General features: G+C 62.1%; 27 protein-coding genes. 10 read left to right on the top strand and 17 right to left on the bottom strand.

Annotated elements, in window-relative coordinates; genetic code table 11:
- Positions 1–20: 20 nt before the first annotated feature.
- Genes CDE01S_RS07290 through CDE01S_RS07275 form a run of 4 tightly spaced genes read right to left on the bottom strand, consistent with a single transcriptional unit; the run spans position 21 to position 2,963 of the window.
- On the bottom strand, positions 21–797 hold the full coding sequence (locus CDE01S_RS07290; protein WP_066705434.1) for an SDR family oxidoreductase: 777 nt from the start codon (positions 795–797) through the stop codon (positions 21–23).
- 5 nt (positions 798–802) lie between these two features.
- Positions 803–1,420 carry an LPS export ABC transporter periplasmic protein LptC gene (gene lptC, locus CDE01S_RS07285; RefSeq protein ID WP_066705433.1) on the bottom strand — a complete coding sequence of 206 codons (618 nt, stop codon included), beginning with the start codon at positions 1,418–1,420 and terminating at the stop codon, positions 803–805.
- Positions 1,417–1,962 carry a KdsC family phosphatase gene (locus CDE01S_RS07280; protein WP_066705431.1) on the bottom strand — a complete coding sequence of 182 codons (546 nt, stop codon included), beginning with the start codon at positions 1,960–1,962 and terminating at the stop codon, positions 1,417–1,419. The genes lptC and CDE01S_RS07280 overlap by 4 nt, the downstream gene beginning before the upstream one ends.
- Positions 1,962–2,963: a KpsF/GutQ family sugar-phosphate isomerase gene (locus CDE01S_RS07275; protein ID WP_066705430.1), complete on the bottom strand. Its 1,002-nt coding sequence runs from the start codon at positions 2,961–2,963 to the stop codon at positions 1,962–1,964. Before CDE01S_RS07275 ends, CDE01S_RS07280 begins: the two co-directional genes overlap by 1 nt.
- Positions 2,964–3,007: 44 nt before the next feature.
- Between CDE01S_RS07275 and CDE01S_RS07270 the strand changes: the two genes are divergently transcribed.
- Both CDE01S_RS07270 and CDE01S_RS07265 read left to right on the top strand, forming a co-directional pair.
- On the top strand, positions 3,008–4,993 hold the full coding sequence (locus CDE01S_RS07270; RefSeq protein WP_066705428.1) for a monovalent cation:proton antiporter family protein: 1,986 nt from the start codon (positions 3,008–3,010) through the stop codon (positions 4,991–4,993).
- A gap of 67 nt (positions 4,994–5,060) precedes the next feature.
- Positions 5,061–5,615, top strand: a complete 555-nt coding sequence (locus CDE01S_RS07265) for an adenine phosphoribosyltransferase (protein ID WP_066705427.1) — start codon at positions 5,061–5,063, stop codon at positions 5,613–5,615.
- A 10-nt stretch (positions 5,616–5,625) separates the two neighbouring features.
- Here CDE01S_RS07265 and CDE01S_RS07260 read toward each other — a convergent pair whose 3' ends face one another.
- The 6 genes from CDE01S_RS07260 to rpmH form a co-directional block, all read right to left on the bottom strand.
- On the bottom strand, positions 5,626–6,099 hold the full coding sequence (locus CDE01S_RS07260) for a hypothetical protein (protein ID WP_066705425.1): 474 nt from the start codon (positions 6,097–6,099) through the stop codon (positions 5,626–5,628).
- Between the two features lie 203 nt (positions 6,100–6,302).
- Complete coding sequence (mnmE, locus tag CDE01S_RS07255; protein WP_066705424.1) at positions 6,303–7,709, bottom strand: tRNA uridine-5-carboxymethylaminomethyl(34) synthesis GTPase MnmE; 1,407 nt, start codon at positions 7,707–7,709, stop codon at positions 6,303–6,305.
- 50 nt (positions 7,710–7,759) lie between these two features.
- On the bottom strand, positions 7,760–9,454 hold the full coding sequence (gene yidC, locus CDE01S_RS07250; protein ID WP_066705422.1) for a membrane protein insertase YidC: 1,695 nt from the start codon (positions 9,452–9,454) through the stop codon (positions 7,760–7,762).
- On the bottom strand, positions 9,451–9,720 hold the full coding sequence (gene yidD / locus CDE01S_RS18145; RefSeq protein WP_084382793.1) for a membrane protein insertion efficiency factor YidD: 270 nt from the start codon (positions 9,718–9,720) through the stop codon (positions 9,451–9,453). The genes yidC and yidD overlap by 4 nt, the downstream gene beginning before the upstream one ends.
- Entirely contained in the window at positions 9,717–10,145 is a 429-nt protein-coding gene (locus CDE01S_RS18140; RefSeq protein WP_084382792.1) for a ribonuclease P protein component, read from the bottom strand. The genes yidD and CDE01S_RS18140 overlap by 4 nt, the downstream gene beginning before the upstream one ends.
- A 50-nt stretch (positions 10,146–10,195) precedes the next feature.
- Positions 10,196–10,330, bottom strand: a complete 135-nt coding sequence (rpmH, locus tag CDE01S_RS07245) for a 50S ribosomal protein L34 (RefSeq protein WP_006299042.1) — start codon at positions 10,328–10,330, stop codon at positions 10,196–10,198.
- Between the two features lie 286 nt (positions 10,331–10,616).
- Here rpmH and dnaA point away from each other — a divergent pair, with 286 nt between their 5' ends.
- The 7 genes from dnaA (at position 10,617) to CDE01S_RS07210 (ending at position 19,355) form a co-directional block, all read left to right on the top strand.
- Positions 10,617–12,029 carry a chromosomal replication initiator protein DnaA gene (gene dnaA, locus CDE01S_RS07240; protein ID WP_066705421.1) on the top strand — a complete coding sequence of 471 codons (1,413 nt, stop codon included), beginning with the start codon at positions 10,617–10,619 and terminating at the stop codon, positions 12,027–12,029.
- Between the two features lie 262 nt (positions 12,030–12,291).
- Positions 12,292–13,398 (top strand): DNA polymerase III subunit beta, encoded by a 1,107-nt coding sequence (dnaN, locus tag CDE01S_RS07235; RefSeq protein ID WP_066705419.1) that lies wholly within the window; start codon positions 12,292–12,294, stop codon positions 13,396–13,398.
- A gap of 96 nt (positions 13,399–13,494) precedes the next feature.
- A complete protein-coding gene (gene gyrB, locus CDE01S_RS07230) occupies positions 13,495–16,077 on the top strand; it encodes a DNA topoisomerase (ATP-hydrolyzing) subunit B (protein WP_066705417.1) in 2,583 nt (860 codons plus the stop codon).
- An 11-nt stretch (positions 16,078–16,088) separates the two neighbouring features.
- Positions 16,089–16,448 (top strand): zinc ribbon domain-containing protein YjdM, encoded by a 360-nt coding sequence (locus tag CDE01S_RS07225; protein WP_066705482.1) that lies wholly within the window; start codon positions 16,089–16,091, stop codon positions 16,446–16,448.
- A gap of 13 nt (positions 16,449–16,461) precedes the next feature.
- Positions 16,462–17,073: a 3'-5' exonuclease gene (locus CDE01S_RS07220; protein ID WP_066705416.1), complete on the top strand. Its 612-nt coding sequence runs from the start codon at positions 16,462–16,464 to the stop codon at positions 17,071–17,073.
- A gap of 147 nt (positions 17,074–17,220) precedes the next feature.
- Positions 17,221–18,759: a GGDEF domain-containing protein gene (locus CDE01S_RS07215; protein WP_066705481.1), complete on the top strand. Its 1,539-nt coding sequence runs from the start codon at positions 17,221–17,223 to the stop codon at positions 18,757–18,759.
- 17 nt (positions 18,760–18,776) lie between these two features.
- On the top strand, positions 18,777–19,355 hold the full coding sequence (locus CDE01S_RS07210; RefSeq protein ID WP_066705414.1) for an NnrU family protein: 579 nt from the start codon (positions 18,777–18,779) through the stop codon (positions 19,353–19,355).
- An 89-nt stretch (positions 19,356–19,444) separates the two neighbouring features.
- On the opposite strand, the gene CDE01S_RS07205 is transcribed toward CDE01S_RS07210, so the two are convergent.
- From CDE01S_RS07205 to CDE01S_RS07175, 7 genes are all read right to left on the bottom strand, one after another.
- Complete coding sequence (locus CDE01S_RS07205; RefSeq protein ID WP_174525453.1) at positions 19,445–19,654, bottom strand: DUF2788 domain-containing protein; 210 nt, start codon at positions 19,652–19,654, stop codon at positions 19,445–19,447.
- Entirely contained in the window at positions 19,654–20,427 is a 774-nt protein-coding gene (locus CDE01S_RS07200) for a DUF2189 domain-containing protein (protein ID WP_439648668.1), read from the bottom strand. The genes CDE01S_RS07205 and CDE01S_RS07200 overlap by 1 nt, the downstream gene beginning before the upstream one ends.
- A 79-nt stretch (positions 20,428–20,506) precedes the next feature.
- On the bottom strand, positions 20,507–21,001 hold the full coding sequence (locus CDE01S_RS07195) for a Spy/CpxP family protein refolding chaperone (RefSeq protein WP_066705410.1): 495 nt from the start codon (positions 20,999–21,001) through the stop codon (positions 20,507–20,509).
- A gap of 119 nt (positions 21,002–21,120) precedes the next feature.
- Complete coding sequence (locus CDE01S_RS07190; protein ID WP_066705409.1) at positions 21,121–22,035, bottom strand: pirin family protein; 915 nt, start codon at positions 22,033–22,035, stop codon at positions 21,121–21,123.
- 115 nt (positions 22,036–22,150) lie between these two features.
- Positions 22,151–22,354: a YgaP family membrane protein gene (locus CDE01S_RS07185; protein WP_066705407.1), complete on the bottom strand. Its 204-nt coding sequence runs from the start codon at positions 22,352–22,354 to the stop codon at positions 22,151–22,153.
- Between the two features lie 52 nt (positions 22,355–22,406).
- On the bottom strand, positions 22,407–22,853 hold the full coding sequence (gene cueR / locus CDE01S_RS07180; protein ID WP_066705405.1) for a Cu(I)-responsive transcriptional regulator: 447 nt from the start codon (positions 22,851–22,853) through the stop codon (positions 22,407–22,409).
- Between the two features lie 12 nt (positions 22,854–22,865).
- On the bottom strand, positions 22,866–23,063 hold the full coding sequence (locus CDE01S_RS07175) for a heavy-metal-associated domain-containing protein (protein ID WP_066705400.1): 198 nt from the start codon (positions 23,061–23,063) through the stop codon (positions 22,866–22,868).
- A gap of 160 nt (positions 23,064–23,223) precedes the next feature.
- Between CDE01S_RS07175 and CDE01S_RS07170 the strand changes: the two genes are divergently transcribed.
- On the top strand, positions 23,224–25,449 hold the full coding sequence (locus tag CDE01S_RS07170; RefSeq protein WP_066705398.1) for a heavy metal translocating P-type ATPase: 2,226 nt from the start codon (positions 23,224–23,226) through the stop codon (positions 25,447–25,449).
- Positions 25,450–25,478 lie beyond the last annotated feature (29 nt).

The raw sequence follows: 25,478 nt of genomic DNA, 5'->3' as shown, positions 1-25,478 counted from the left end.
TTCGGGAGCCTTTTGCTTTTTCAGCGGCCTGAACGGCGATGTTTGCGCGGCCGACCGGCCAGCAGACGGTCGAACCAGGCATTGGGCAACAAGCGCAGCAGTTTGGCCACCACACCCATCTGCCACGGGATCACGCGGTAACTTGCGCCGGCCTCGATCGTCCGGTAGGCGCGCTCGGCAAAGGCGTCGGCGCTCATCAGAAAGGGCATGGCATAGCGGTTCTGCCGTGTGAGCGGGGTGTCGATGTAGCCCGGACTCAATGTCACCACCTTCACGCCGCTGGCGCGCAGTTCGCCACGCAGGCTTTCGCAATAACTGATCACGCCGGCCTTGCTGGCACAGTAGGCACCATGCCCGGGCAGGCCGCGGATGCCGGATACGCTGGCCATGCCCACCAGCCGGCCGGAACCCCGCTGGACCATCGCATCAATGAAAGGATGGAAGGTGGCAGCCAAGCCGATGTTGTTGGTGGCCAGGATCTGCGCCATCACGTCCAGATCCGAGCGTTCGGCCGTGTCCATGCCGATGCTGATGCCGGCATTCGCTACCACCACATCGGGCACCCCCTGGGCCGCCAGGCAAGCACGCCCGGCCGCAACGATGCTGTTTATGTCCGCCACGTCGGCGCTATAGATTTGATAGCTGCTCGCGCTTATTCCAAGACGGTCGCACCACGATTTGATCTCCTGTGTGCGCCGCCCCACCAACGCCAGCCGGTAACCCGCCTGGTGAAACCGCTTGGCCAACGCCTGGCCAAGGCCGCTGGAGGCGCCGGTGATGAAGACCAGCTTGGGCATCCGGCTTATTTCTTGGGGTCCGGAACCAGCGTGCCGCGCACGCGGCCGCGCAACTGCATGATCTGATCGATGTTGTCGAACTCCATGCTGTTGGCCGTAAACCGGTCGTTGCCACGCGTCAACTCGACCGGCTTGTGCGATTTGACAATCTCGGTGTCCATGTAGGCATGCAGGAACTCCCCGTGGTAGCTCATGCGCGGGACCGTTTCGCCCGATTTTTCCACGAAGGCGTCGCGCACCACCAGGGCATTGCCGATGAGCTGCACCTCCGAGTTGTCGCTGTTGGTGAGCGCCTGGTTGGCGGTGGCCGTGGTGAGTCGCCCCTTGTCGCTGAAGGAGCGGATGCGTGCCTTGTCGATCTCCAGCGTATCGGTGTCCGGATAGTGACGCGCCTCGGTGCCGAAGATCTCGCTTTTCAGGCGGCCCGAGGCATCGAAGGTCTTGACCGAAAACTTCTGCATGAAGTAATCCGCCTCATGCCTGGGCGGCTGGTCCGGTGCGGGCGCCTCGAACACGGGCGTGCTGCGCACCAGCCAGTAGGTCCCGAGTGCCAGCACGCCCATCAGGATGATGGGCAGGTAGATCGACACGCGATCCCAGGCAGCGCGCAGCAAGCGGATCACTGCTGCCACTCCGCAAGCAGGTCCGCATAGCGGCCGCTCGCCACCAGAAGCACGTCGCAGAACTCGCGTGCGGCACCGTCTCCGCCACGGGCCCGTGTCACGTGGTGGGCCACGGCGCGTGCTTCCGCATGCGCATTGAGCGGCGCACAAGCAAAGGCGCAACGCTGCATGACGGCCAGATCGGGCCAGTCGTCGCCCATCGCGGCGGCCTGCGTCCAGTCCAGGCCGAGGGTCTGCAGGACCTGCTCTGCCGCCGGTCGCTTGGCCTCGGTACCAAAGTGCGCATGGACGATGCCCAGCGCCTGCAGGCGCACGCGCAAGGCCGGACTGTCACGCCCGGTGATCACCGCCGGCGTGATACCGGCACGCTGCAGCAATTTGAGGCCGTGCCCGTCAAGCGTGTTGAAACGCTTGAGCGTCTCGCCGGCCTCGGAGATATACAGGCCGCCATCGGTCAACACACCGTCGACATCAAAGAAGGCGACACGGATGCCCTGGGCCTTGAGCAACAGTTCGGGGGAGAAGTTCAGTGCCGGCGTCATCAGATCACCTTGGCTCGCATCAGGTCGTTGCTGTTCAGGGCCCCGCACAGGCGCCCCTCGGCGTCGACCACCAGGACGCTGGTGATGCGTCGCTGCTCCATCAGCTCGGCCGCCTCCACCGCCAACGCATCCGCGGTGATGGTGACTGGATCAGGGTGCATGAACTGCCCCGCGGAACCGGTGCGCAGATCCACGCCCTTTTCCAGCAGGCGGCGCAGGTCGCCGTCGGTGAAGATGCCCAGCACCCGGTCCTGTCCGTCGACGATCGCGGTGGCGCCCAGGCCTTTGGCGCTCATCTCACGCATCACCTCGCTGAAGCCTGCCGCCGGCCCCACCTTCGGCACCGCCTCGCCGCTGCGCATGACATCCTCCACCAGGGTCAGCAACTTGCGCCCCAGCGCGCCACCGGGGTGGGAGCGTGCAAAGTCTTCCGCCTTGAAGCCGCGTGCATCGAGCAGAGCGACCGCCAAGGCATCTCCCAGCGCCAGCTGGGCCGTGGTGCTGGCCGTCGGCGCCAGGTTCAGGGGGCAGGCCTCCTTCTCGACACCGCTGTCGAGCGCCAGGTCGGCATGCCGCGCCAGCGTCGAGTCCAGATGACCCGTCATCGCGATCAACGGAACCCCCAGGCGCTTGAGCACCGGCAGGATGGCGGTGAGTTCGTCCGACTCCCCGCTGTTGGAAATGGCCAGCACCAGGTCGGTGGTCTTGATCATGCCCAAGTCGCCATGGCTGGCTTCGGCCGGATGGACAAACATGGCGGGGGTCCCGGTGGAGGCCAGCGTTGCCACCATCTTGCGGCCAATGTGGCCGCTCTTGCCCATGCCCATGACCACCACGCGCCCCTCCACCCGCAGCATCAGCGCGACCGCCTTGGCAAAATCATCACCGATGCGCTGGCGCAGACCGAGCACGGCGGCCGCTTCGATCTCCAACGTTTCGCGGGCGAGCTGCAAGGCCTTGTCGGCGTCGAACGGCCGGTCCTGGGTTTTGGGTGGGGTCATGCTGTGATTTTATCGGGCAGGCCTGCGCTTGCTAGTATCCGGGTATGAGTGCACTTGAACTCACCCTGATCTACCTGCTGGCCGCCGTGCTCGGTGTTGTGGTGTTCCGCAGCCTGAAACTCCCCCCAATGCTGGGGTATCTGGTGGTTGGTGTTGTGATCGGCCCCAATACACTGGCGCTGGCACAGAATTCCGCGGGCGTGCGCCACCTGGCCGAATTTGGCGTGGTGTTCCTGATGTTCGCCATCGGTCTGGAGTTCAACCTGCCCAAGCTGCGCTCAATGCGCCGCCATGTGTTCGGCCTGGGTTTGCTGCAGGTGCTGCTGACCATGGTGCTCACCGTGCTGGGCGCTTTCGTGCTGAACTGGCTGCTGCCGTCGCTCTGGAAGATCAGCTGGCAGACGGCGCTGGCGCTCTCCGGCGTCATGGCCATGAGCAGCACCGCCATTGTGGTCAAGCTGATGGCCGAGCGCCTGGAGCTGGAAAGCGAGCATGGCAAACGCGTCATGGGCATCCTGCTGTTCCAGGATCTGGCCGTGGTGCCATTGCTGGTGTTGATCCCGGCCCTGGGCAGCCCGGCCAATGAGATGTTCACGGCCCTGGGTCTGGCCCTGCTCAAGGCCGTGGTGCTGCTGGCCCTGCTGCTGATGGGCGGCCAACGGCTGATGCGCTGGACCCTCACGCAAGTGGCCCCGCACAAGAGCAATGAGCTGTTCATGCTCACCCTGCTGCTGGTCACGCTCGGCCTGGCCTGGCTGACCGAACTGGCCGGCCTGAGCCTGGCGCTCGGCGCCTTCATTGCCGGCATGCTGATCTCGGAGACCGAGTACAAGCAGCAGGTGGAAACCGACATCCGCCCCTTCCACGATGTGTTGCTGGGGCTGTTTTTCATCACCATCGGCATGCTGCTGGACTGGCATATCCTTCTGCAGCGCTGGCCGCTGGTGCTGATGCTCATTGCAGCGTCCTTGCTGCTCAAGCTCTCGCTGATCACCCTGCTGACCCGCCTCATGGGCGCCTCCATGGGCGTGGCCTTGCGCACCGGCCTGTACCTGGCGCAGGCCGGAGAATTCGGTTTTGTGCTGTTGTCGCTGTCCCATGAAAAAGGCCTGCTGGACGCGGCCTTGCTCAACCCCATTCTGGCGTCCATGGTGCTGTCGATGTTGGCCACGCCATTCGTGATTGCCTACAGCAACCGGATCGTGATGAAGCTGGTGGCGAGCGAATGGCTGCAGCAGTCGCTGCAGATGACCAACATCGCCCGCAAATCCATCAACACCAGCAAACACGTCATCATCTGCGGTTACGGCCGTTGCGGCCAGAACCTGGCACGCATGCTGGAGGGCGAGAAGATTCCCTACATGGCCCTTGACCTCGATCCGGACCGCGTCCACCAAGCCGCCGCTGCGGGCAACAGCGTGGTTTTCGGCGATGCGGCTCGGCTGCAGGCGCTGAGTGCCGCCGGTCTGAGCCGGGCCAGCGCCGTCGTCATCACCTACCTGGACGTGCCGGGTGCCATGAAGGTGCTGGCCAATGTCCGCGCCCATGCACCGCAGGTGCCGGTCATCGTGCGGACGCAGGATGATCATGCGCTTGACAAGCTGCGCGCCGCCGGGGCCACCGAAGTCGTGCCGGAAGCCATTGAGGGTTCGCTCATGCTGGCCAGCCACGCCCTGGCGCTGGTGGGGGTGCCGATGCGGCGCGTGATCCGCATCGTGCAGGACCAGCGCGATGCACGCTACAACCTGCTGCGCGGCTATTTCCACGGCGCCGATGACAGTGCGGCGGACGAGGGCACGCAGGAGCGCCTGTCCAGCGTCACCCTGCCGGCCGCTGCCCGGGTCATCGGCCGCCCGCTCAGCGCTCTGGCGCAGCTGATACCCGATGTCCGTGTCGTCAACCTGCGCCGCCACAACGGCAAAAATCTGGCCCCCGCCCAAGAGCTGTTGTTGGAAAGCGGGGACACACTGGTGCTCTCGGGTCGAGCCGAGGCGCTGGCCATGGTGGAAGACCAACTGCTCAAAGGCTGATGCCGCGCTGCCTCGCGGCCAGGCACTCACAACCACGATTCACGACCCGATGATCTAGAGGTGACCCATGCAAGACCGCAACATCAACGACTACCTGCGCCGCCATATTCGCACCGTTCCCAACTGGCCCGCTCCCGGTGTGCAGTTCCGGGACATCACGCCGCTGCTGCAGGACCCGAAAGTGTTTCGCGTCATGGTCGACGCATTCGTGCACCGCTACATGGACGCGAGCATGCGACCCGATGTGGTGGCTGGTCTGGATGCGCGTGGATTCATCCTAGGTTCGGTCATTGCCTATGAACTGGCGGTCGGCTTCATCCCGATCCGCAAGAAAGGCAAACTGCCTTTCACCACCGTCGAAGAGACCTATGAGCTTGAATATGGCAGCGCCACGGTTGAGCTGCATACCGATGCCTTCAAGGCCGGCGACCGTGTTCTCCTGGTCGATGACCTGATCGCCACCGGAGGCACCATGCTCGCCGGCAAGAAACTGCTCGAGAAACTGGGCGCCCATGTCATGGAAGGGGCCGCCATTGTTGATCTGCCCGAGCTGGGCGGTTCGCAAAAGTTACGGGCAGCCGGTCTGCCGCTCTTCACCCTGGTTGACTTTGCCGGTTCCTGAAACGGCCGGCTCAGTTCAGATCGCCGTACTGGGTCCGGCTCAGTACCGGATAGGGGTCCTTGGCCACGATCACCTCGGTATCTTCAAAGCCGGACGGCTGTGTCGCCGCCATGCCAACCGCCAGTGCTTGCCTCAGCGCCGCCACCTCGTCTGCTCCGATGGGCTCAAAACGCGGCGTTGTTTTCACCGCCGAAGCCGCTGCGGGCGCCTTGGGTGCCATGCCCTTGAGGCGATCATTGACGCGCCAGTAGATGGCCGAAACCTGGATGTCGTGCTGTGCCTTGGCGTGCAGAACGATCTGCTTTTCCACTTCGCCCTGCCGGCGTGATTCCAAGGCCAGATCGCGCGCCAGATCAACCATGATGATGTACCGGCCGCCCTGCGGCTCCAGCGACAGTACTTTGAAGCTGTAGCTGGCCGTCAACACCCCTGCGTGGACCATCGCTTCACGGATCACGGCATACAGCAGCTCGCGCCGTTCCATGCGTTGTTGTCGGCGTCCCGTCGCACCGGGTTGCGGCCTGGTCCCCGCGCCTTCTGCCGGTGATGTCTTCTCTTGTGTTTTTTTAGCGAACCAGTTGGGGAGCCAGGGCATACGGTCTTTCATGTACTGCCGGACGCATGTCGTTCATCTGCGCCGGATCCTCAAGGCAGTTTAGTGGCCTCGCCCTGTTCCCGCAGCCCCTCTTACTTACCGATACAGAATTTGGAAAAAATAACGCCCAGCAAATCATCGGACGTGAACTCACCCGTGATTTCATTGAGGGCGTTCTGCCCCAAACGCAGTTCTTCGGCCAGCAGGTCAAGTGACTGTGCCTGAGCAGCCAGGTGCTGCGCCGCCATTTCCAGGTGTGCCTGCACGCGGTACAGGGCCTGGACGTGGCGTTCACGTGCGATGTACAGGCCTTCAGGTGCCGCCTGCCAGCCGGCAATCTCCAGCAGACGGCGCCGCAGCGCATCCAGTCCGATGCCGGTCTTGGCCGAGATGGCAAGGTCCTCCGGCGGAGGTGTTATACCGGCGGCATCAGTCTTGTTCCAGACATTGAGCACCGGCACCCGCACCGGCAGGTTGGCGGCCAGGGTACCGGCAATGGCTGCATCGGCGTCGCGGTAGCTTGGCGTTTCAGCACGTGTGAGATCGTGCAGGAACAGCACCGCATCGGCCGCTTCAATCTCTGCCCAGGCCCGGGCAATGCCGATCTTCTCCACCTCGTCGTCGCTGTCGCGCAGGCCCGCGGTATCGATGACGTGCAACGGCACCCCCTCGATCTGGATGGTCTGCTGCACCTTGTCGCGTGTCGTGCCCTCCACCGGTGTCACGATGGCCAGTTCGGCGCCCGCCAGGGCGTTGAGCAACGAGCTTTTGCCCGCGTTAGGCTGGCCCGCAATCACGACCTTGATGCCTTCACGCAGCAAGGCGCCTTGGCGGGCGTGCTGCAACACCGTCGCCAGTTGCTGTTGCAGCTTTGCCAGCTGTCCCTGCGCGTCTGCCTTACGCAAGAAATCAATTTCCTCTTCCGGGAAGTCCAGCGTCGCTTCCACCAGCATGCGCAAATGGATGAGGGCGTCCCGCAAGACATGGATCTCGCGCGAGAAATCCCCCGCCAACGATCGGCTGGCACTGCGCGCCGCGGCTTCAGTGCTGGCGTCAATCAGGTCGGCAATCGCTTCTGCCTGTGCCAGATCGATCTTGTCATTCAGAAATGCGCGTTCGGTGAACTCGCCTGGCTGGGCCACACGCAGACCGGGCAAGCGGGCCTGCCCTGTTGCAGGATCGGTCTCCATCGCAGCTTCCAGGCAGCGTGCCAATAACAGCTGCAGCACCACCGGGCCGCCGTGTGCCTGCAACTCCAGCACGTCCTCCCCGGTGTAGGAATGGGGGGCCGGAAAGTGGATCGCAAGCCCATGGTCCAGCGGCGCCCCTTGCCGATCCTTGAAGGGCAGATAGGTCGCATGCCGGGGACTCAAGGTGTTGCCGCACAAAGCCACGATCAGGCGTTCCAGATTCTGGCCACTCACGCGCACGATGCCGACGGCGCCGCGCCCTGGGGCCGTGGCAATGGCGGCAATGGGTTCCCGGTGTCGTGTGAGCATGGCGTCTGTTCTGGCTGGATGTAAAAGGGCCGCTTGCGCGGCCCCGGTGATCACTTGAACTTCGGCAAGTTGAACTGTGGCGGCACACCCATGCGCTTGTTGATGATCCACTGCTGGGCAATCGACAGGATGTTGTTGGTCAACCAGTACAGCACCAGGCCGGCCGGGAACGCAAAGAACATCACGCTGAAGACCAACGGCATGATCCACATCATCTTGGCCTGCATCGGGTCCGGCGGTGCCGGGTTGAGCGCCGTCTGCAACATGGTGCTCAGGGTCATGAGCAGCGGGAGGATGTAGTAGGGATCCTTGGCCGACAGATCGGTGACCCACAGGATCCAGGGCGCGTTGCGCATTTCCACGCTGGACAGCAACACCCAGTACAAGGCAATGAACACCGGGATCTGGATCATGATGGGCAGACAACCACCCATCGGGTTGACCTTTTCTTCACGGTAGATGCGCATCATCTCCTGCTGCATCTGTTGCGGGTTGTCCTTCAGGCGCTCACGCATTTCCATGATGCGCGGGTTGATCGCTTTCATCTTGGCCATGCTGGCATAGGCCTTGGCATTGAGCCAGTAAAAGGCGGCTTTCAGCAGCACGACCAGCGCCACAATGGACCAGCCCCAGTTGCCGATCAGATACTCCAGCTTGTCCAGCAGCCAGTAGAGCGGCTTGGCCAGAATCGTCAGCCAGCCATAGTCCTTCACCAGCTCCAGCCCTGGCGCCAGTGCCTCCAGCTTCTTTTCTTCCTGCGGACCGACAAATAAACGTGCTTCCACCGTCTTGCTGCTGCCCGGGGCCACGGCTTCCAGCGGGGTGATCATGCCGACGGCATAAAGGTTGGTGTCGACTTTGCGCATGAACAGATCGCGCTTGATGCCGTCCCCCAGCAACCAGGCACTGGCAAAGTAATGCTGCACCATGGCGACGTAGCCGTTTTCCGACTGCTTTTCGATCTCGACCTTGTTCTTCTCGATGTTGCTGAATTCCACTTTCTGGTATTTCTTGGCCTCGGTGTAGACAGCCGGGCCTGTGAATGTGGAATAGAAGGAAGAGTCTTCGCCGACCGGCTTGTTGCCATCGCGCACCAGTTGCAGGTACAGCTGTGGCGCCACGGGGGCCGGGCTGTTGTTCACGATCTCGTGCTTGACGCCCAATGCATAGCTGCCACGCTTGAGGGTGTAGGTCTTGACCAGCTTGACGCCGCCGACCTCGGGCGATTCGAACTTCACCACCAGCTCGTCAGCACCGTCCTTGAGTTCACGCTCGCCGGGCGCCATGGCCATCACGGTTTTGTGCGTCGGATAGGTACCCCCCGCTGCGCCAGCAATCAGGCCGGTCTGGGAAACATAAACACGGTCCTTGTTCTCATCCAGCAGCACGAAGTTCTTGCCGGTTTCCTTCAGGTCGCGGTGCTTGAGGAATTCCGACCGGACCAGCGAACCGCCTTCGGTATCGAAAGTCAGTTTCAGTACATCGGTACGAACCTCCACATGCTCGCGTGCCGCTGCAGGCTTGCTGCTGACCTCTGCAGCAATCTGGGCGCTACCCACAGGCGTCTGCACGACAGCCGCCTGCGCAGCGGCGCCCGTACTGGCGGCGGGTGCTGCTGCAACCGGGGGCTTGGACTTCGGAAAGAAGGTGGCCTGGTGGCCGTTATGGATTTGCCATTGATCCCACAGCAGGACCATGGAGAAACCAAAGATCACCCACAGGATGGTGCGGCGAATATCGTTCATGAAGACTTCTTTTGAGAGGGAAGGGGAAGCAAACGGGTCAGGAAACGAGGCCTTTCCTCCGGCACCGGATCGTGACCGCCAGCACACCAGGGATGACAACGCGCCAAGCGACGCAGCGTCAGATAACTTCCTGTCGCTGCGCCATGCTTTTCCAGCGCAGACAGAGCATACAGGGAACAGGTGGGCTCAAACCGGCAAGCGGATCCCAGCCACGGGCTCAGCAGCAGGCGATAGGCTCGAACCAGGGCCATCAATGCTGATTTCATGCTGCACGCCCCTTGACTTGAGAACTTGCGGCAAGACGGAACAATTGTTCGATCTCCATCCGGACTGCTTTTTTCAGTTCGTCCGAGCTAGCACTTTTAAAATGCGTACGGTCAAAAGCAGCTCGCAAGCGCACAACATGGGCCGCTTGAGGCAAGGAGGATTCGAAATGATCGGCAATGCTGTAAATCTGACGCTTGATCAAATTTCGGGTGACAGCACGCCGGGCCCATCGTTTGGGCACCATCGCCCCGATCCATGTGCGGTCGGGGCTGAAGAGCTCTGGTTTGGACGACAGCGTCAATGGTGACAGGCTGTCCGTCGCCATAACCGGTGCAGAACTGTGCATGGCGAAATGGGTCGTTCGTGAGACGGTACGACCTGCCAAAACGGCCTGAAACTGCTCTCGTGTTTTCAGCCGTTGCACGGAGCCTCGCGCGGGAATCGCGTCTCAGCTATGTGCTCAACGGCCGACGATCAGACCGCCAGGCGCTTGCGACCCTTGGCACGACGTGCATTGATCACTGCACGGCCACCGCGGGTCTTCATGCGGACCAGGAAGCCATGGGTACGCGCACGGCGAATTTTGGAAGGCTGGTAAGTGCGTTTCATTTTGAAATCCTTGGAGACTCAACTCAAAAATATGTGGCTGACTTGTACCGGCTTCGTCGACTACCATCTTCAAGCAGCCGCGCGCAATACATGCTCACATCACCCCGAACAGTCAGGGAAACCCAAGATTATCGCAAATTTTCTTAATCCTGGCAATGTCTTGCAGCGCTTTTATCGCGTAGCGTCACAAAGTCATGATGGATGAAAAAAATTGTGGATAAATTCTTGATAAATTACAATTCCGGGCATTACAAACAATAACTATCCACAGAAATCGCCACCCACCATGACAGAGGGACAATTCAACAGCCACCCTGGCTCTGTGGGCAACGAAGCAGGGCAAAGCCTGTGGCAGACCTGTGTCGATCATCTGGCACAAGAATTGCCGGAGCAGCAGTTCAACACCTGGATCAAACCGCTACTGGCCCATGTTGCGGACGACCTGTCCAAAGTCACCCTGTTTGTCGCCAACCGTTTCAAGCTCGACTGGGTCCGCGCACAGTACAGTGCTCGTATTGCTGCGTTGTTGGAAAAAATCTACGGCCAGCCTGTCTCTGTTGAGTTAGCGCTCACCCCCAGAGAAAATACCCAGAGAATCTCCAGTCCTGCCAGCCCTGTCGATTTCTATCCCGGGGAAGAAGTGCTTGCATCGGTTGAGGAAAAATCCCTTGGCAACAACCGAAATCGGCTCAACCCGGCCCTGACCTTCGACACGCTGGTGGAAGGCACGGCCAATCGCATGGCGCGGGCTGCCGCAATGCATGTGGCCAGCTCACCAGGCCAGCTTTACAACCCCTTGTTCATCTACGGCGGCGTCGGCTTGGGCAAGACCCACCTGATGCATGCCGTTGGCAACCGTCTGTTGGCCGAGCATCCCAACGCCAAAGTTCTCTACATCCATGCAGAGCAGTTTGTTTCGGATGTGGTTAAGGCCTATCAGCGCAAGACGTTTGATGAATTCAAGGACAAGTACCACTCGCTGGATCTGTTGTTGATTGACGATGTTCAGTTCTTTGCCAACAAGGAACGCACGCAAGAGGAATTTTTCAACGCCTTCGAAGCCCTGTTGGCCAAGAAATCTCACATCGTGATGACCAGCGACACCTATCCCAAAGGCCTTGCTGACATCCACGAGCGCCTCGTTTCACGTTTTGATTCCGGTCTGACCGTGGCGATCGAACCACCAGAACTCGAAATGCGGGTTGCGATCCTGATCAACAAGGCCCAGACCGAAGGCACCGAAATGCCGGAAGAAGTGGCTTTTTTCGTGGCCAAGAACGTCCGTTCCAACGTTCGAGAGCTGGAAGGCGCCTTGCGCAAGATCCTCGCTTATTCACGCTTCAACCAGAAGGAAATCTCCATTCAACTGGCACGCGAAGCCCTGCGCGATCTGCTGTCCATACAGAACCGCCAGATTTCCGTAGAGAACATCCAGAAAACGGTGGCCGACTATTACAAGATCAAGGTCGCCGACATGTATTCCAAGAAACGCCCAGCCAGCATTGCCCGACCGCGACAGATCGCCATGTACCTGGCCAAGGAATTGACACAGAAAAGCCTGCCTGAGATCGGTGAACTCTTTGGCGGTCGCGATCACACCACGGTACTTCATGCCGTGCGCAAGATTTCTGCTGAACGACAGCAGCTGACCGAACTGAACCAGCAGTTGCATGTGCTGGAGCAGACACTGAAGGGCTAGTCAGAGGAGGACATCTACTTGAAATCACAACAAAACAACAACACTGGGGATAGTTTCTGGACAACTGGCAAGTTATCCACAGAAAAAACCCGGAAGCCAAAGTTGTTCATGGTCAACCAATGCGTCAAAACATGACTGCACACAGTTTTCAATAGCAGCCAAGTCGTTGATAAAAAAAGGGAAAATGGCGATATCCACAGAAATGGACGCCCTTTAACTACTACTACTAATTTGAAATAGAGAAATTAAGGAAGAGGTTGACATGATCGTCCTGAAGGCAACTCAAGACAAAGTGCTCTCGGTGCTCCAATCGGTGGCAGGCATTGTTGAGCGTCGGCATACCTTGCCGATCCTCGCCAACGTGCTGATCCGAAAGACCGGAAGTGCCCTGCAATTCACCACCAGCGATTTGGAGATCCAGATCCGCACTACCGTGGATTTCGATGGTGATGCCGGTAATTTCACGACCACTGTGGGTGCACGCAAGCTGATCGACATTCTGCGCACCATGCCGGCAGATCAGACGGTTTCCCTCGAATCGGCCCAGGCCAAGCTGATTCTCAAAGGTGGCAAGAGCAAGTTCACGCTGCAGACCTTGCCTGCAGAGGACTTTCCGCTGGTCCAGGAGTCCGCCAGCTTTGGCCCCTCGTTCAGCGTGCCGCAGAAGACATTGAAGGATCTGCTCAGCCAGGTGTCGTTTGCCATGGCCGTGCATGACATCCGTTACTACCTCAATGGCATTCTGTTTGTGGCTGAAGGCAAGCAGCTGAGTCTGGTGGCTACCGATGGCCACCGGCTGGCATTTGCCTCGGCTACGCTGGATGTCGAAGTGCCGCGCCAGGAAGTGATCCTGCCGCGCAAGACGGTGCTGGAAATGCAGCGCCTTTTGAGCGATGCCGATGGTGCCATCGAGATGCAGTTCGCCAACAACCAGGCCAAGTTCAGTTTTGAAGGCATGGAGTTCGTGACCAAACTGGTGGAAGGCAAGTTCCCCGACTACAACCGCGTCATTCCGAAGAACCACAAGAACGGCATCACGCTGGGACGTCAGGCGCTGTTGGCCAGCTTGCAGCGCACGGCCATTCTGACCAGTGACAAGTTCAAGGGGGTACGCCTGAACATCGACCCGGGGACTCTGCGCGTGGCATCCAACAATGCCGAGCAGGAAGAAGCCGTGGATGAACTGGACATCGACTACAACGGCGACAGCATCGAGATCGGTTTCAATGTGACTTACCTGATCGATGCGTTGGCCAACATGGACCAGGACATGGTGAAGGTTGAACTGTCGGATTCCAACAGTTCGGCCTTGGTCACCATTCCGGAGAATGCGAATTTCAAGTATGTCGTGATGCCGATGCGCATCTGAAGCTGAGCAGGCAGCAGGCTGCAACCCGCCATGGACATTGGGTCCATCGCGGGTTTGGTCATTCAAGAGTTTGAGAAATCGATAGAGAAGTTAGTCATGACTGAAGAAAACAAGCCCAGCACCGAGACCTTTACCACTGTCCAGCCGGTGATCGATGCTCACCAGGCAGGTGCATCGGAAGGTTATGGTGAAGGCTCGATCCAGATTCTTGAAGGCCTGGAGGCTGTGCGCAAACGCCCGGGCATGTACATCGGTGACACATCAGACGGCACCGGTCTGCACCATCTGGTGTTCGAGGTCGTGGACAACTCGATCGACGAGGCATTGGCGGGGCATTGCGATGACATCGTGGTGACCATCCATTCCGACAACTCGATCAGTGTGACCGATAACGGCCGCGGTATCCCGACCGGCGTCAAGATGGACGACAAGCATGAGCCCAAGCGCAGTGCGTCGGAAATTGCGCTGACCGAGCTGCATGCCGGTGGCAAGTTCAACCAGAACAGCTACAAGGTGTCAGGCGGTCTGCACGGTGTGGGTGTGTCGTGCGTGAACGCATTGTCGAAATGGCTGCGTCTGACAGTGCGCCGCGAAGGCAAGGTCCATCAGCTGGAGTTCGCCCGCGGTTTTGTTCAGAACCGGGTGATCGAAAAAGTCGATGGTTTTGAAGTGTCACCCATGAAAGTGACCGGTTCGACCGAAAAACGCGGTACCGAGGTGCACTTCCTGCCCGATACCGAGATCTTCCAGCAGAACAACGAGTTTCACTACGAAATTCTGGCCAAACGTCTGCGCGAGCTGAGTTTCCTGAACAACGGGGTTCGCATTCGTCTGAAGGACGAGCGCAACGGCAAGGAAGATGACTTCTCGGGTGCCGGTGGTGTCAAGGGTTTTGTCGATTTCATCAACGCCAACAAGAAGGTGTTGCATCCCAATGCCTTCCATGCCATGGGCGAGCGCCCGGCCGACAGTTATGGTGGCATTCCCGGCACCAGCATCGGTGTCGAAGTGGCGATGCAGTGGAACGATGGCTACAACGAGTCGGTGCTGTGCTTCACCAACAACATTCCGCAGCGTGACGGCGGTACCCACCTGACCGGTCTGCGTGCGGCAATGACGCGCGTCATCAGCAAGTACATCGAGCAGAACGAACTGGCCAAGAAGGCCAAGGTGGATGTCTCGGGCGACGACATGCGCGAAGGCCTGTGCTGTGTGTTGAGCGTCAAGGTGCCCGAGCCCAAGTTCAGCAGCCAGACCAAGGACAAGCTAGTCAGCTCGGAAGTGCGTGCACCGGTGGAAGATATCGTGGCCAAGGCGCTGACCGACTACCTGGAAGAGCGGCCCAACGATGCCAAGATCATTTGCGGCAAGATTGTGGAAGCGGCACGTGCCCGTGAAGCGGCGCGCAAGGCCCGCGAAATGACACGCCGCAAAGGGGTGCTTGACGGCATGGGCTTGCCGGGCAAACTGGCGGATTGCCAGGAGAAGGATCCGTCACTGTGTGAGATCTACATCGTGGAGGGTGACTCTGCCGGCGGCTCGGCCAAGCAGGGCCGCGACCGGAAATTCCAGGCGATCCTGCCGCTGCGCGGCAAGATCCTGAACGTGGAGAAGGCGCGTTACGAGAAGCTGCTGACCAGCAATGAAATCGTGACGCTGATCACGGCCTTGGGCACCGGTATCGGCAAGGCGGCCGTCGAGTCCGGAAAATCCGGGGTAGATGACTTCAATGTCGACAAGCTGCGTTACCACCGCATCATCATCATGACCGATGCCGACGTGGACGGTGCCCACATCCGAACACTGCTATTGACCTTTTTCTATCGCCAGATGCCTGACCTGGTGGAACGTGGCCACATCTACATTGCCCAACCGCCGCTGTACAAGGTCAAGTCCGGCAAGGAGGAGCTCTATCTCAAGGATGCCAGTGCACTGGATGCTTTCCTGCTGCGTGTTGCCTTGGTCAACGCGTCGGTCCATACCGGCGGCGACAAGGGAACGGTCATCAGCGGCGATACGCTGGCAGAGCTGGCGCGCAAGCACCAGCTGGCCGAAGCGGTGATTGAACGCCTGCACAACTTCATGGATGCCGAAGCCTTGCGTGCCATTGCCGATGGCGTGAGCCTGAACCTGGACACCGTGGCTGATGCGGAAGCCTCGGCGGCGGCTTTGCAGGCCAAGCTGCCGACGGCGGAAGTGGCCGGCGAGTTCGACGCCCGCACGGACAAACCCATTCTGCGCATCAGCCGTCGCCATCACGGCAATGTCAAGAGCAGCGTCATCACGCAGGACTTCGTGCATGGTGCCGACTATGCGGCTCTGGCCGAGGCGGCAAATACCTTCCGCGGCTTGCTGAATGAGGATGCCAAGGTCACGCGCGGCGAGGGTGAAAAGCAGAAGGAAGAGAAGGTCAGCGATTTCCGTTCGGCCATGAACTGGCTGATTGCCCAGGCAGAAAGTTCCACGGCTCGCCAGCGCTACAAAGGCTTGGGCGAGATGAACCCGGCCCAGCTCTGGGAAACCACCATGGATCCGGCGGTTCGACGTCTGCTGCGGGTCCAGATCGACGATGCCATCGAGGCCGATCGTGTGTTCACCATGCTGATGGGTGACGAAGTGGAACCGCGCCGCGAGTTCATCGAGACCAATGCACTGCGTGCTGGCAATATCGACGTTTGAGTGGAATGAGCATGTCTGATACCTTGCCGGCCGGCCCCCAGTGCGGGCTGGAAAATACCTACCCGGATGGCAACAACTACATCTGTCCGGACTGCGGTTTCGAATGGCCCACGGTGGCTTCTGCCGATGAGGACGATATGGCCGAAGGCGGCGACGGCGTGGTTCGCGACGCCAATGGCAACCCATTGGTCGATGGCGATGCGGTCATCCTGATCAAGGACCTGAAGGTCAAGGGCTCGTCCATCGTGCTCAAGAAAGGCACCAAGGTCAAAAGTATTCGCCTGCCGGCTGGTGCCGGCGACCATGAGGTCGATTGCAAGACCGATCAGGGCGGGTTCATGCTCAAGGCCTGTTTCCTGAAAAAGGCCTGAGCTGCGGCCCGGCATGAGTGCCTTTGCCGTCATCGACTTCGAAACCACCGGCATGTCGCCCGACCTTGGTGACCGTGCCACCGAGGTGGCGATTGTGATGGTGGATGGGGGACGCGTGGTGGACCGTTTCCAGAGCCTGATGAATGCCGGTGTACGGATTCCGTCCTTCATCACCCAGCTCACCGGCATCAGCAACGCCATGGTGGCATCAGCTCCCGATGCGGCCGAGGTCATGGCCGAGGCCAGCCGTTTTGTCGGCACCACGCCGCTGGTGGCGCACAACGCGGCGTTTGACCGCAAGTTCTGGACGGCTGAATTGGCGCGGCTGGACCTGCCGGCACTACAACCCTTTGCCTGCACCCTGCTGGTCTCGCGCCGGCTCTACCCGCAGGCGCCTAATCACAAGCTGGGTTCACTGGTGGATTACCACCACCTGCCGCGCACCGGTGTCGCCCACCGGGCACTGGCCGATGCCGAGATGGCCGCGGCGTTGCTGGATCGCATCCTGCACGACCTGCGGGCCCGTTATGGCCTTGCCCGTCCGGACCATGCTCTCTTGATGACGTTGCAACGGACGGGCAAGGCGGCAGTTCCTGGGCTGCTGGCGCGCCTTGCACAGGCCTGAGTCGGCGGTGGTGCAAAACCAGAATTTGGCGGAACGCGGGACGACGACAAAGGGCGTTGTCGCCCGTATGCGATGCCCGCATAATCATTTCCAATCCCCGGCGAGCCAGTGCGGCCTTGCCGGGTAGCGATATCCGAACGGATGGCCATGACCGAAAAAAAACCTTTTGAGATTGCGCGCGAAACGCTCAAGCAGCTGACCGCCAAAAAGCTGCTGCCTACGCCGGTCAACTACCAGTCGATCTACAACGAGATTGCCGGCATACCGCTCATCCAGCCCTTTCCGGAAGAGCAGTTGCGCCTGATTGCACAATCCTTGCCAACCAAGAACCCGGGCCAGCAGAAGCAGAAGGGCTTGCTCGAATACGCCATCGGCCAGCGCAACTGGCCCGGCGTGCAGAGCGCCCTAGTGGGTTATGCCGGTTTTGCCTTGCCTGGGGGGACGCCCAGCGAATCGGCCCCCGAGCCGGTGGCGCCGATTGCCTCGGTTCCGGCGTTCACGGCCGAGTTCATGGAGCAGATTGCGCGCATGGTAGAGTACAGCCTGCCGGCGCTGGGCAATGATGATGCCCGATTCCAGGAACAGGTCGACAAGCTGTTGCAGACGCTGCGTGATCCGGCGGCGGATGTGATTGGCATCAAGACCCTGTTGGCCAATTTCAGCCATCGCCTGTCCTTTGCGGCCGAAGACCAGGCCGAGATCAAGAACACGCTGCTCAAGCTGCTCCATCTGATCATCGAGAACATTGGCGAGCTGAGCGTGGACGACAGCTGGCTCAAGGGCCAGACCGACGCGCTGATGGAAGCCGCTTCGCCCCCTCTGACACTGCGTCGTCTCGATGATGTGGAGCGTCGTCTCAAGGACGTGATCTTCAAGCAGACCGAGGCCAAGGGCCGGGCGCTGGAAGCACAGGAAGAGCTGCGCAGCATGCTGGCCATCTTCGTCGAGCGCCTGTCGCAGATGACGGAGTCGAGCAGCAGTTTTCACAGCAAGATGGAAGAGAGCGTGAGCCTGATTGAACAGGCCAAGAGCATCGAGGAGATTGCCCCGGTGCTCAAGGAGGTCATCGGTGCCACGCGGGCCATGGCGAATGAATCACTGACGGTGCGCGACGAACTGCAGGCCATGCGCGAGAAGACGCAGGCAACGGAAGCCGAACTGGTCAAGCTGCACCGGGAACTGGATCGTGTCAGTGCCCAGGCGCGGCATGACACGCTGACCGGGGCCCTCAACCGGCAAGGCCTGGACGAGGCGTTGCATCGCGAGGTGTCAGGCATGCAGCGGCGCGACAGCCCGCTGTGTGTGGCGCTGCTCGACATCGACAATTTCAAGAAGATCAATGACGAGCGGGGCCATGCGGCCGGCGATGCGGCGTTGACGCATCTGGCCACGGTGGCGCGCGAATGCATGCGGCCACAGGACTCGCTGGCGCGTTACGGCGGTGAAGAGTTTGTCATCCTGCTGCCTGATACGCCGCTGGACAAGGGGGTGGATGCCATGACGCGGCTGCAGCGTGAACTGACTCGCCGTTTTTTCCTTGACGGCAATGAGAAGATCCTGATCACCTTCAGCGCCGGCGTGGCGCAGTTTGAACGCGACGAGGCCGGGCTGGAGGCGATCCAGCGGGCCGACCGGGCCATGTACCTGGCCAAGCGCGCTGGCAAGAACCGCGTGATGGCGGCCTGAAACACGAGGGCAGACGTATGACTTACCTGATATTGGGCTTGGTGATTTTTCTGGGTGTGCACTCGGTCCGCATCGTGGCCGATGGCTGGCGCACCGATATGCGCGAGCGGCTGGGCGAAGGCACATGGAAGGGCGTGTATTCCCTGCTGTCGTTGGCCGGGTTGGTGCTGCTGGTCTGGGGTTTTGGCGTGGCGCGTGAGCAGCCGGTGGTGTTATGGACACCCCCCAATGGCATGCGTCATCTGGCGGGCCTGTTGACCTTGCTGGCGTTCGTGCTGTTCGCGGCGGCCTACGTGCCGGGCAACGGCATCAAGGCGCGCCTGCACCATCCGATGGCTGCCGGCGTCAAGGTGTGGGCCTTGGCGCACCTGCTGTCCAACGGCATGCTGGTGCATCAGATCCTGTTCGGCGCGTTCCTGCTCTGGGCCGTGGCCAGCTTTGCTGCGGCACGGCGGCGTGACCGCACCGCAGGAACCGTTTATGCGCCGGGCCAGACGCTGCCGACGGTGGTCACGGTCTTGCTGGGCGCGGCCGCCTGGGCCGCCGTGGCGTTCTGGCTGCACGGCATGCTGATCGGCATCCGGCCGTTGGTCTGACATCCCCCCTGTGGGGGACAACGCCAGTGGCCCGGCGGAGCCGGTTCCACGGCGTTTCCCGCCAAAGTCCTTGTGGTGGGCTCGGACGTCTATTTTTCGAGGACCCACTGGATGACGAACTTGGCGGCGAAGCCGACCATGCCGAACGCCAGGCCCAGGAACAGCACGAAGGTGCCGAAACGGCCGGCCTTGGATTCCCAGGCCAGGTGGCCGATGATGAACAGCATGTAGAGCATGAACGCCCCCACGCCGAAGCTCAGGCCGAAGGCGGCGATTTGTTCCTCGCTGTAGCCGAACATCAGCGTGCCTCCGTGCCGGTTGCCGCGGTGCGTTCCGGCAAGGCCGAGGCGTCCACTAGGTCGCGGTAGGCGTGCCAGCTGGCATGGCCCAGCATGGGGACCACGGCCACCAGGCCCAGCAGCACCGAGCACAGCCCCAGGAGCGAGAAGCCCATGATGAGGAAGGCCCACCAAGCCATGGGCCCGGGGTTGGTCAGCACGGTCTGCCAGCTGGTCACCACGGCTTGCAGCACACTCACGCGGCGGTCCAGCATCAGGGGCAGCGCAATCGCGCTGGAGGCGAAGATGGGGGCGGCCATCATGCCGCCCAGCGCAAGCCAGAGTTCGAACAGATAGTTGTCGTGCGCCAGCATGACATAACGCAGGAAGTCGAGTGGCCGCTCGATCGGGACCGGTGACAGCAGCGTGATGAGGGCAGCAGAGGTCAGCACCCAGCCGGTGCCGGCAAGGCCCAGCAGCAGCCCGAACTTCACCAGGCGCCAGTCCTTGCCGTCCGGGCTGTCGCCGTGACGGCGCCAGCTGAGCCAGGTCTGCAGCACGAGCCGGAAAGAGACGGGCTCACCGCGTTCGACGGCCCGGCTCAGCGCATACAGACCGGTGGCCAGCACGGGGGCCACCACCAGAAACCCCGAGAAGGCGCCGGCCAGCAGCCAGAACTGGTGACGCGCTGCGATCATCAGAAGCAGGCCAAAGACACACAGCGCCACCCCATGCACGAAGCTGACCCAGCCGCAACGCGCCATGTCGCGCCAGGCCAGGGCCAGCCAGCGCATCGGTTGATGGATTTCAATGGTGCGAACGGTGAGTGGCGCCTGTTGGTGCATCGGGTTGGGGTCAGGTTGGTTTCAGGACTCAGTCCTTGCGCGGGGGCCGGCGGTCGCCACGGTCACCAAAAGGGCGGCCGGTGTTGGCATCAAAGACTTTTTTCTGCTCGGCCGTGAGTGTGGCATAGAACGCGCGCGTGGCGTCATCACGCTTGTCCATCTCGGCTTCGCGTTGCTTGCGCAGTTCGCGCATCTTGTCCAGGCGCTCGGGCGTGGTGAGCTTGTCCAGTTCGGCGCGGCTGGGGTGCGGGCCGACAGCCGGCGGTTTCATGGCTGCAACATAGGCATTCCAGGCGCTGTCCTGCTCGGCGCTGAGCTTGAGCTTGGCCTTGAGGTCGGCGGCACGACGGTCCATGTGACGTTGCATGCGGGCTTGCATGCGGTCACGGAATTCGGGGTTGGCACTGGCGCTGGGGTTGCCCGCGCCCGGACCCGCCCCCGGACCTGGACCGGGTTGGGCCAGGGCGCCGAGAGCGACGGCCATCAGGCCAGCCAGCAGGACGGGTTTGAAGACGGATTTCATGGGCACTTCCTTTCAAAAAACCTGTCAGGACAACAGGTGAAACGCAGTCTGCGCGCGTCGTGTATCGGGGTCATGACGGCGTGCGAAGGCTTTGTAAAGTTCGGTGCAGTTGTGTGGACTCAGGCCAGACGGCCGCTGCGGAAATCCTCCACGGCGGTCATCAGTTCCTCGCGCGTGTTCATGACAAAAGGGCCGTACTGGGCAATCGGCTCGCCCAGGGGGCGGCCCGCGATCAGCAGGGCGCGCGCCGGCTCGCTGCCGGGGTCGGCCTGCAGCCGTACGCCGTCGCCGGCGTTTTCCAGAATCGCCATGCGGTGCAGGGGCACTGGTGTGGCCTTGTCGTCGCCGTCCACCACGTGCACGGTGCCGCGGTAGACATAGATGAAGGCGTTGTGGGTGGCTGGCAACGGCTGCGCGAAGGTCGCGCCGCCCGCCGGGAAGTGCAGGTCGAGGTACAGCGGGTCGGTCGGGTACTGCGCGGGTGGTCGCTGCATGGCGCCGGCCACGCCGTGGCTGTTGCCGGCAATCACGCGCACATGCACGCCGCCGCGCGCGTCATCGCCTTCGCCGGCCGGACTGGTGAATTCGGGAATTTCGCTGCTCTGGATGTCGCGGTACCCCGGCTGGCACAGCTTGTCCTTGCCCGGCAGGTTGAGCCAGAGCTGGAAGCCTTCCATCACGCCTTGCTCCTGTTCCGGCATTTCGCTGTGGATCAGGCCGCGACCGGCGGTCATCCATTGCACGCCGCCGTTTTGCAGCAGGCCTTCATGGCCGGCGCTGTCGCGGTGGCGCATGCGTCCGGCGATCATGTAGGTGATGGTTTCGAAGCCGCGGTGCGGATGGTCGGGAAAACCGGCGCCGTAGTCCTTCGGGTCGTCGCTGGCGAAGTTGTCCAGCATCAGGAAGGGGTCGAGTCGGTGTTGCAGGTCGTGCGTGAGCACGCGTGTGAGCTTGACGCCGGCGCCATCACGGGTGGGCTGGCCGGTGATGATGCGTTCGACGCGGCGCGGAGACTGGACGGATGGGGTGGTCATGGGAGCGGGTGGGCATGCGCCCGGATTTAGGGATCAAACAGGCCGTTGCCCCTCGTGGATCATGTGCCACCAGCTATTGAATTGATAGCAATCGGTGGCGCATGTGCGAATCACATCAGGACTTCGGTGCTTCCTTGACGCTGCAGGTGTTGAAGCCCAGCAGGGCATATGGCGGGCACCAGCCGAGCAGACCGGTGGCCAGCGGGACGATGCCCAGCCAGCCCCACCAGCCCACGGTGTTGGTGGCCGCCAGCGCAATCAGGACGACGCCAGCCACGATGCGGATGATGCGGTCAATGCCGCCGACATTGGATTTCATGGAGATACTCCTAGGGTGGATAAAAACATTATTGGGGGCTGATGCGGGTCCGTCAACCGGCCGGCTTGGCGCTCGCGGCATGGTGTGCCAGGTCGTCGAGGATCGGGCACTCGGGCCGCTCGTCGCCATGGCAGTGGTGCAGCAACTGGTTCAGCGTGCGCTGCATGGCCTGCATGGCTTCGATGCGTTGTGCCAGATCGACCACATGCTGTTGTGCGATGCGCTTGACGCTGGCACTGGCGCGGCGCCGGTTCTGCCACAGCGCCACCAGTTCGGCAATCTCGGCCATCGAGAAGCCGAGGTCGCGCGAACGTTTGATGAAACGCAGCGTGTGCACATCGGCCTCGCTGTACTGGCGGTAGCCGCTGTCGGTACGGGCCACCCGCGGGAGCAGGCCGAGAGACTCGTAATGGCGCACCATCTTGGCCGAGATGCCGGAGAGCTCGGCGGCCTGGCCGATGCTGACGGGCCATGGGAGCTCGTTCAGGGCGCGGGTCATGGCAGTCAGTTCTCAGGCGGTAACGGCGTAGCCCTCTTCGGCAATCGCCTTGGCCAGCGCATCGCGCGGTTGCTGCGACAGCACCTCGACCTTGTTCTGGCTGCGGTCGATCTTGACCTCGGCTTGCGGGTCGAGTTGTCGGATCGCTTGCGTGACGGCTTTTTCGCAGTGGCCGCAGGTCATGCCGGTGACTTCAAAGATCTGGTTCATGTGGACTCCTTCAGAAAACAGGTACAGCCTGATGGCTGACGCTCATCCTGAACCTTGCCACGGTGGGAAGGTCAAGGGCATTATGGCAACCTTGGCCGCAGAATGGTTGATTTAACGCAGGGCTTGACCCTCCCATCATGGCAAGGTTCAGAATCCACACATGAGCACCATCACCCCCCCACCCGCAATCCCTTCCCTGGACATTGGCATTGGCGGCATGACTTGCGCCTCCTGCGTGACGCGGGTGGAAAAGGCCTTGAAGAAAGTGCCCGGCGTGAAAGAGGCCAGTGTCAACCTGGCCACCGAATCGGCGCGGGTGAGCTTCGAGCCTTCCGAGCAGATGGAGGCGCGCCTGCGCCGTGCCGTGCGCGATGCCGGTTACGAGCCGCGCGCGGCGGATGCCCTGGAGCAGGAGGGGGATGCTTCGCCCTGGACCGGTTTTGCGCCGGTTGCCGTCGGCCTGCTGCTGTCGGCACCACTGGTCGTCCCCATGCTGGGCGATTTGCTGGGGCTGCACTGGATGTTGCCGGCCTGGGCGCAGTTCCTGCTGGCCACACCGGTGCAGTTCATCCTCGGCGCGCGCTTCTACAAGGCGGGCTGGCATGCACTCAAGGCCCTGACCGGCAACATGGATCTGCTGGTCGCCATCGGGACTTCGGCCGGTTGGGCGCTGTCAATGTGGCTGTGGCTCAGCGCCGAGCCGGGCGCCATGGTGCACCTGTATTTCGAAGCCTCGGCGGTGGTGGTGACGCTGGTGCTGCTGGGCAAATGGCTGGAGGCGCGGGCCAAGCGCCAGACCACCGCTGCCATCCGCGCCCTGCATGCCTTGCGACCCGAGGTGGCGCATCTGATCGGCCGCGAAGGCGAGGTGGATGTGCCGGTGGCCGAGGTACTGGTGGCCGACCGGCTGGTGGTCCGCCCGGGGGAGCGTTTCCCGGTCGATGGCACGCTGCTGGAGGGGCATACCCAGGTGGACGAGTCGATGCTGACCGGCGAGCCGCTGCCGGTGCCCAAGGACGTGGGCGCCAAACTCACCGGCGGCTCCATCAACGGCGAAGGCCGGGTTGTGATGCAGGTGGGTGCGGTGGGCAGCGAGACGGTGCTGGCGCACATCATCCGTCTGGTGGAGGATGCGCAGGCCGCCAAGGCGCCGATCCAGCGCCTGGTGGACCAGGTGTCGGCGGTGTTCGTGCCGGTGGTGCTGGCCGTGGCGCTCGTCACGCTGCTGGGTTGGTGGCTGACCGGCCACCCGTTCGAGCTGGCCTTGATCCGTGCCGTGGCGGTGCTGGTGATCGCCTGTCCCTGTGCCCTGGGTCTGGCGACGCCGGCCGCCATCATGGCCGGCACCGGCGTGGCCGCCAGGTTCGGCATCCTGATCAAGGATGCGCAGGCCCTGGAGTTGGCACACAAGGTGGACACCGTCGCCTTTGACAAGACCGGCACACTGACGGTCGGCCAGCCGCGCCTGACGGCGCTGGTGGTGGCCGAGGGCGTGGATGAAGCCACGGTGCTGCAGGCAGCGGCCAGCCTGCAAAGCGGCAGCGAGCATCCGCTGGCGCGCGCCGTGGTGGCGGCCGCGCAGGCGCGCCAGCTCAGCGTGGAGGCGCCGGACAACGTGCGTGCCGTGCCGGGCCGTGGCAGCGAGGGCGAGGTCGGGGTGAAGAGCTACCTGATCGGCAGTCTGCGCTGGATGGACGAACTGGGCGTGAGCCTGGGGGTGCTGGCGACCCGCGCGGCCGAGCTGCAGGCCCAGGGCGCCACAGTCTCGGCGATGCTGGAGCGCACGGCCCAGGGCTTGACCTTGCGGGCCCTGATGGCCTTTGGTGATGAACCCAAGCCGGGCGCCAAGGAGGCGCTGGCGGCCCTGCGGGCACGTGGCATCCGCACCGTGATGATCTCGGGCGACAACCGCGGTGCTGCCGAAGCCATGGCGCGCCGCCTGGGTCTGCGGCCGGAAGCCGGCGAGGTGCTGGCCGAGGTGTTGCCCGGCGACAAGGCGGCCAAGGTCGCAGAACTGAAAGCCGGGGGACATGTCATGGCCATGGTGGGCGACGGCGTGAATGACGCGCCGGCGCTGGCAGCGGCCGATGTCGGCCTGGCCATGGGCAACGGCACCGACGTGGCCATGCATGCGGCCGGCATCACGCTCATGCGGGGTGACCCGCTGCTGGTGGCGGCGGCGCTGGATGTCTCCGACCGGACAGTGGCCAAGATCCGGCAGAACCTGTTCTGGGCCTTCATCTACAACGTGGCGGGCATTCCGCTGGCCGCTTTCGGCTTCCTGAACCCGGTGGTGGCGGGGGCGGCCATGGCCATGAGTTCGGTCAGCGTGATGACCAACGCCCTGCTGTTGCGGCGCTGGCAACCACGGGGTCTGAATAGGTAAGCGCAAACTGAAGTATTCGCCGCCTAGAA

The sequence above is a fragment of the Curvibacter delicatus NBRC 14919 genome (genome assembly GCF_001592265.1).
In the GTDB taxonomy this organism is placed as follows: domain Bacteria; phylum Pseudomonadota; class Gammaproteobacteria; order Burkholderiales; family Burkholderiaceae_C; genus Hylemonella; species Hylemonella delicata.
The sequence above is the reverse complement of the archived record's forward strand: the minus strand, read 5'-3'. Positions and strand labels throughout refer to the sequence as shown.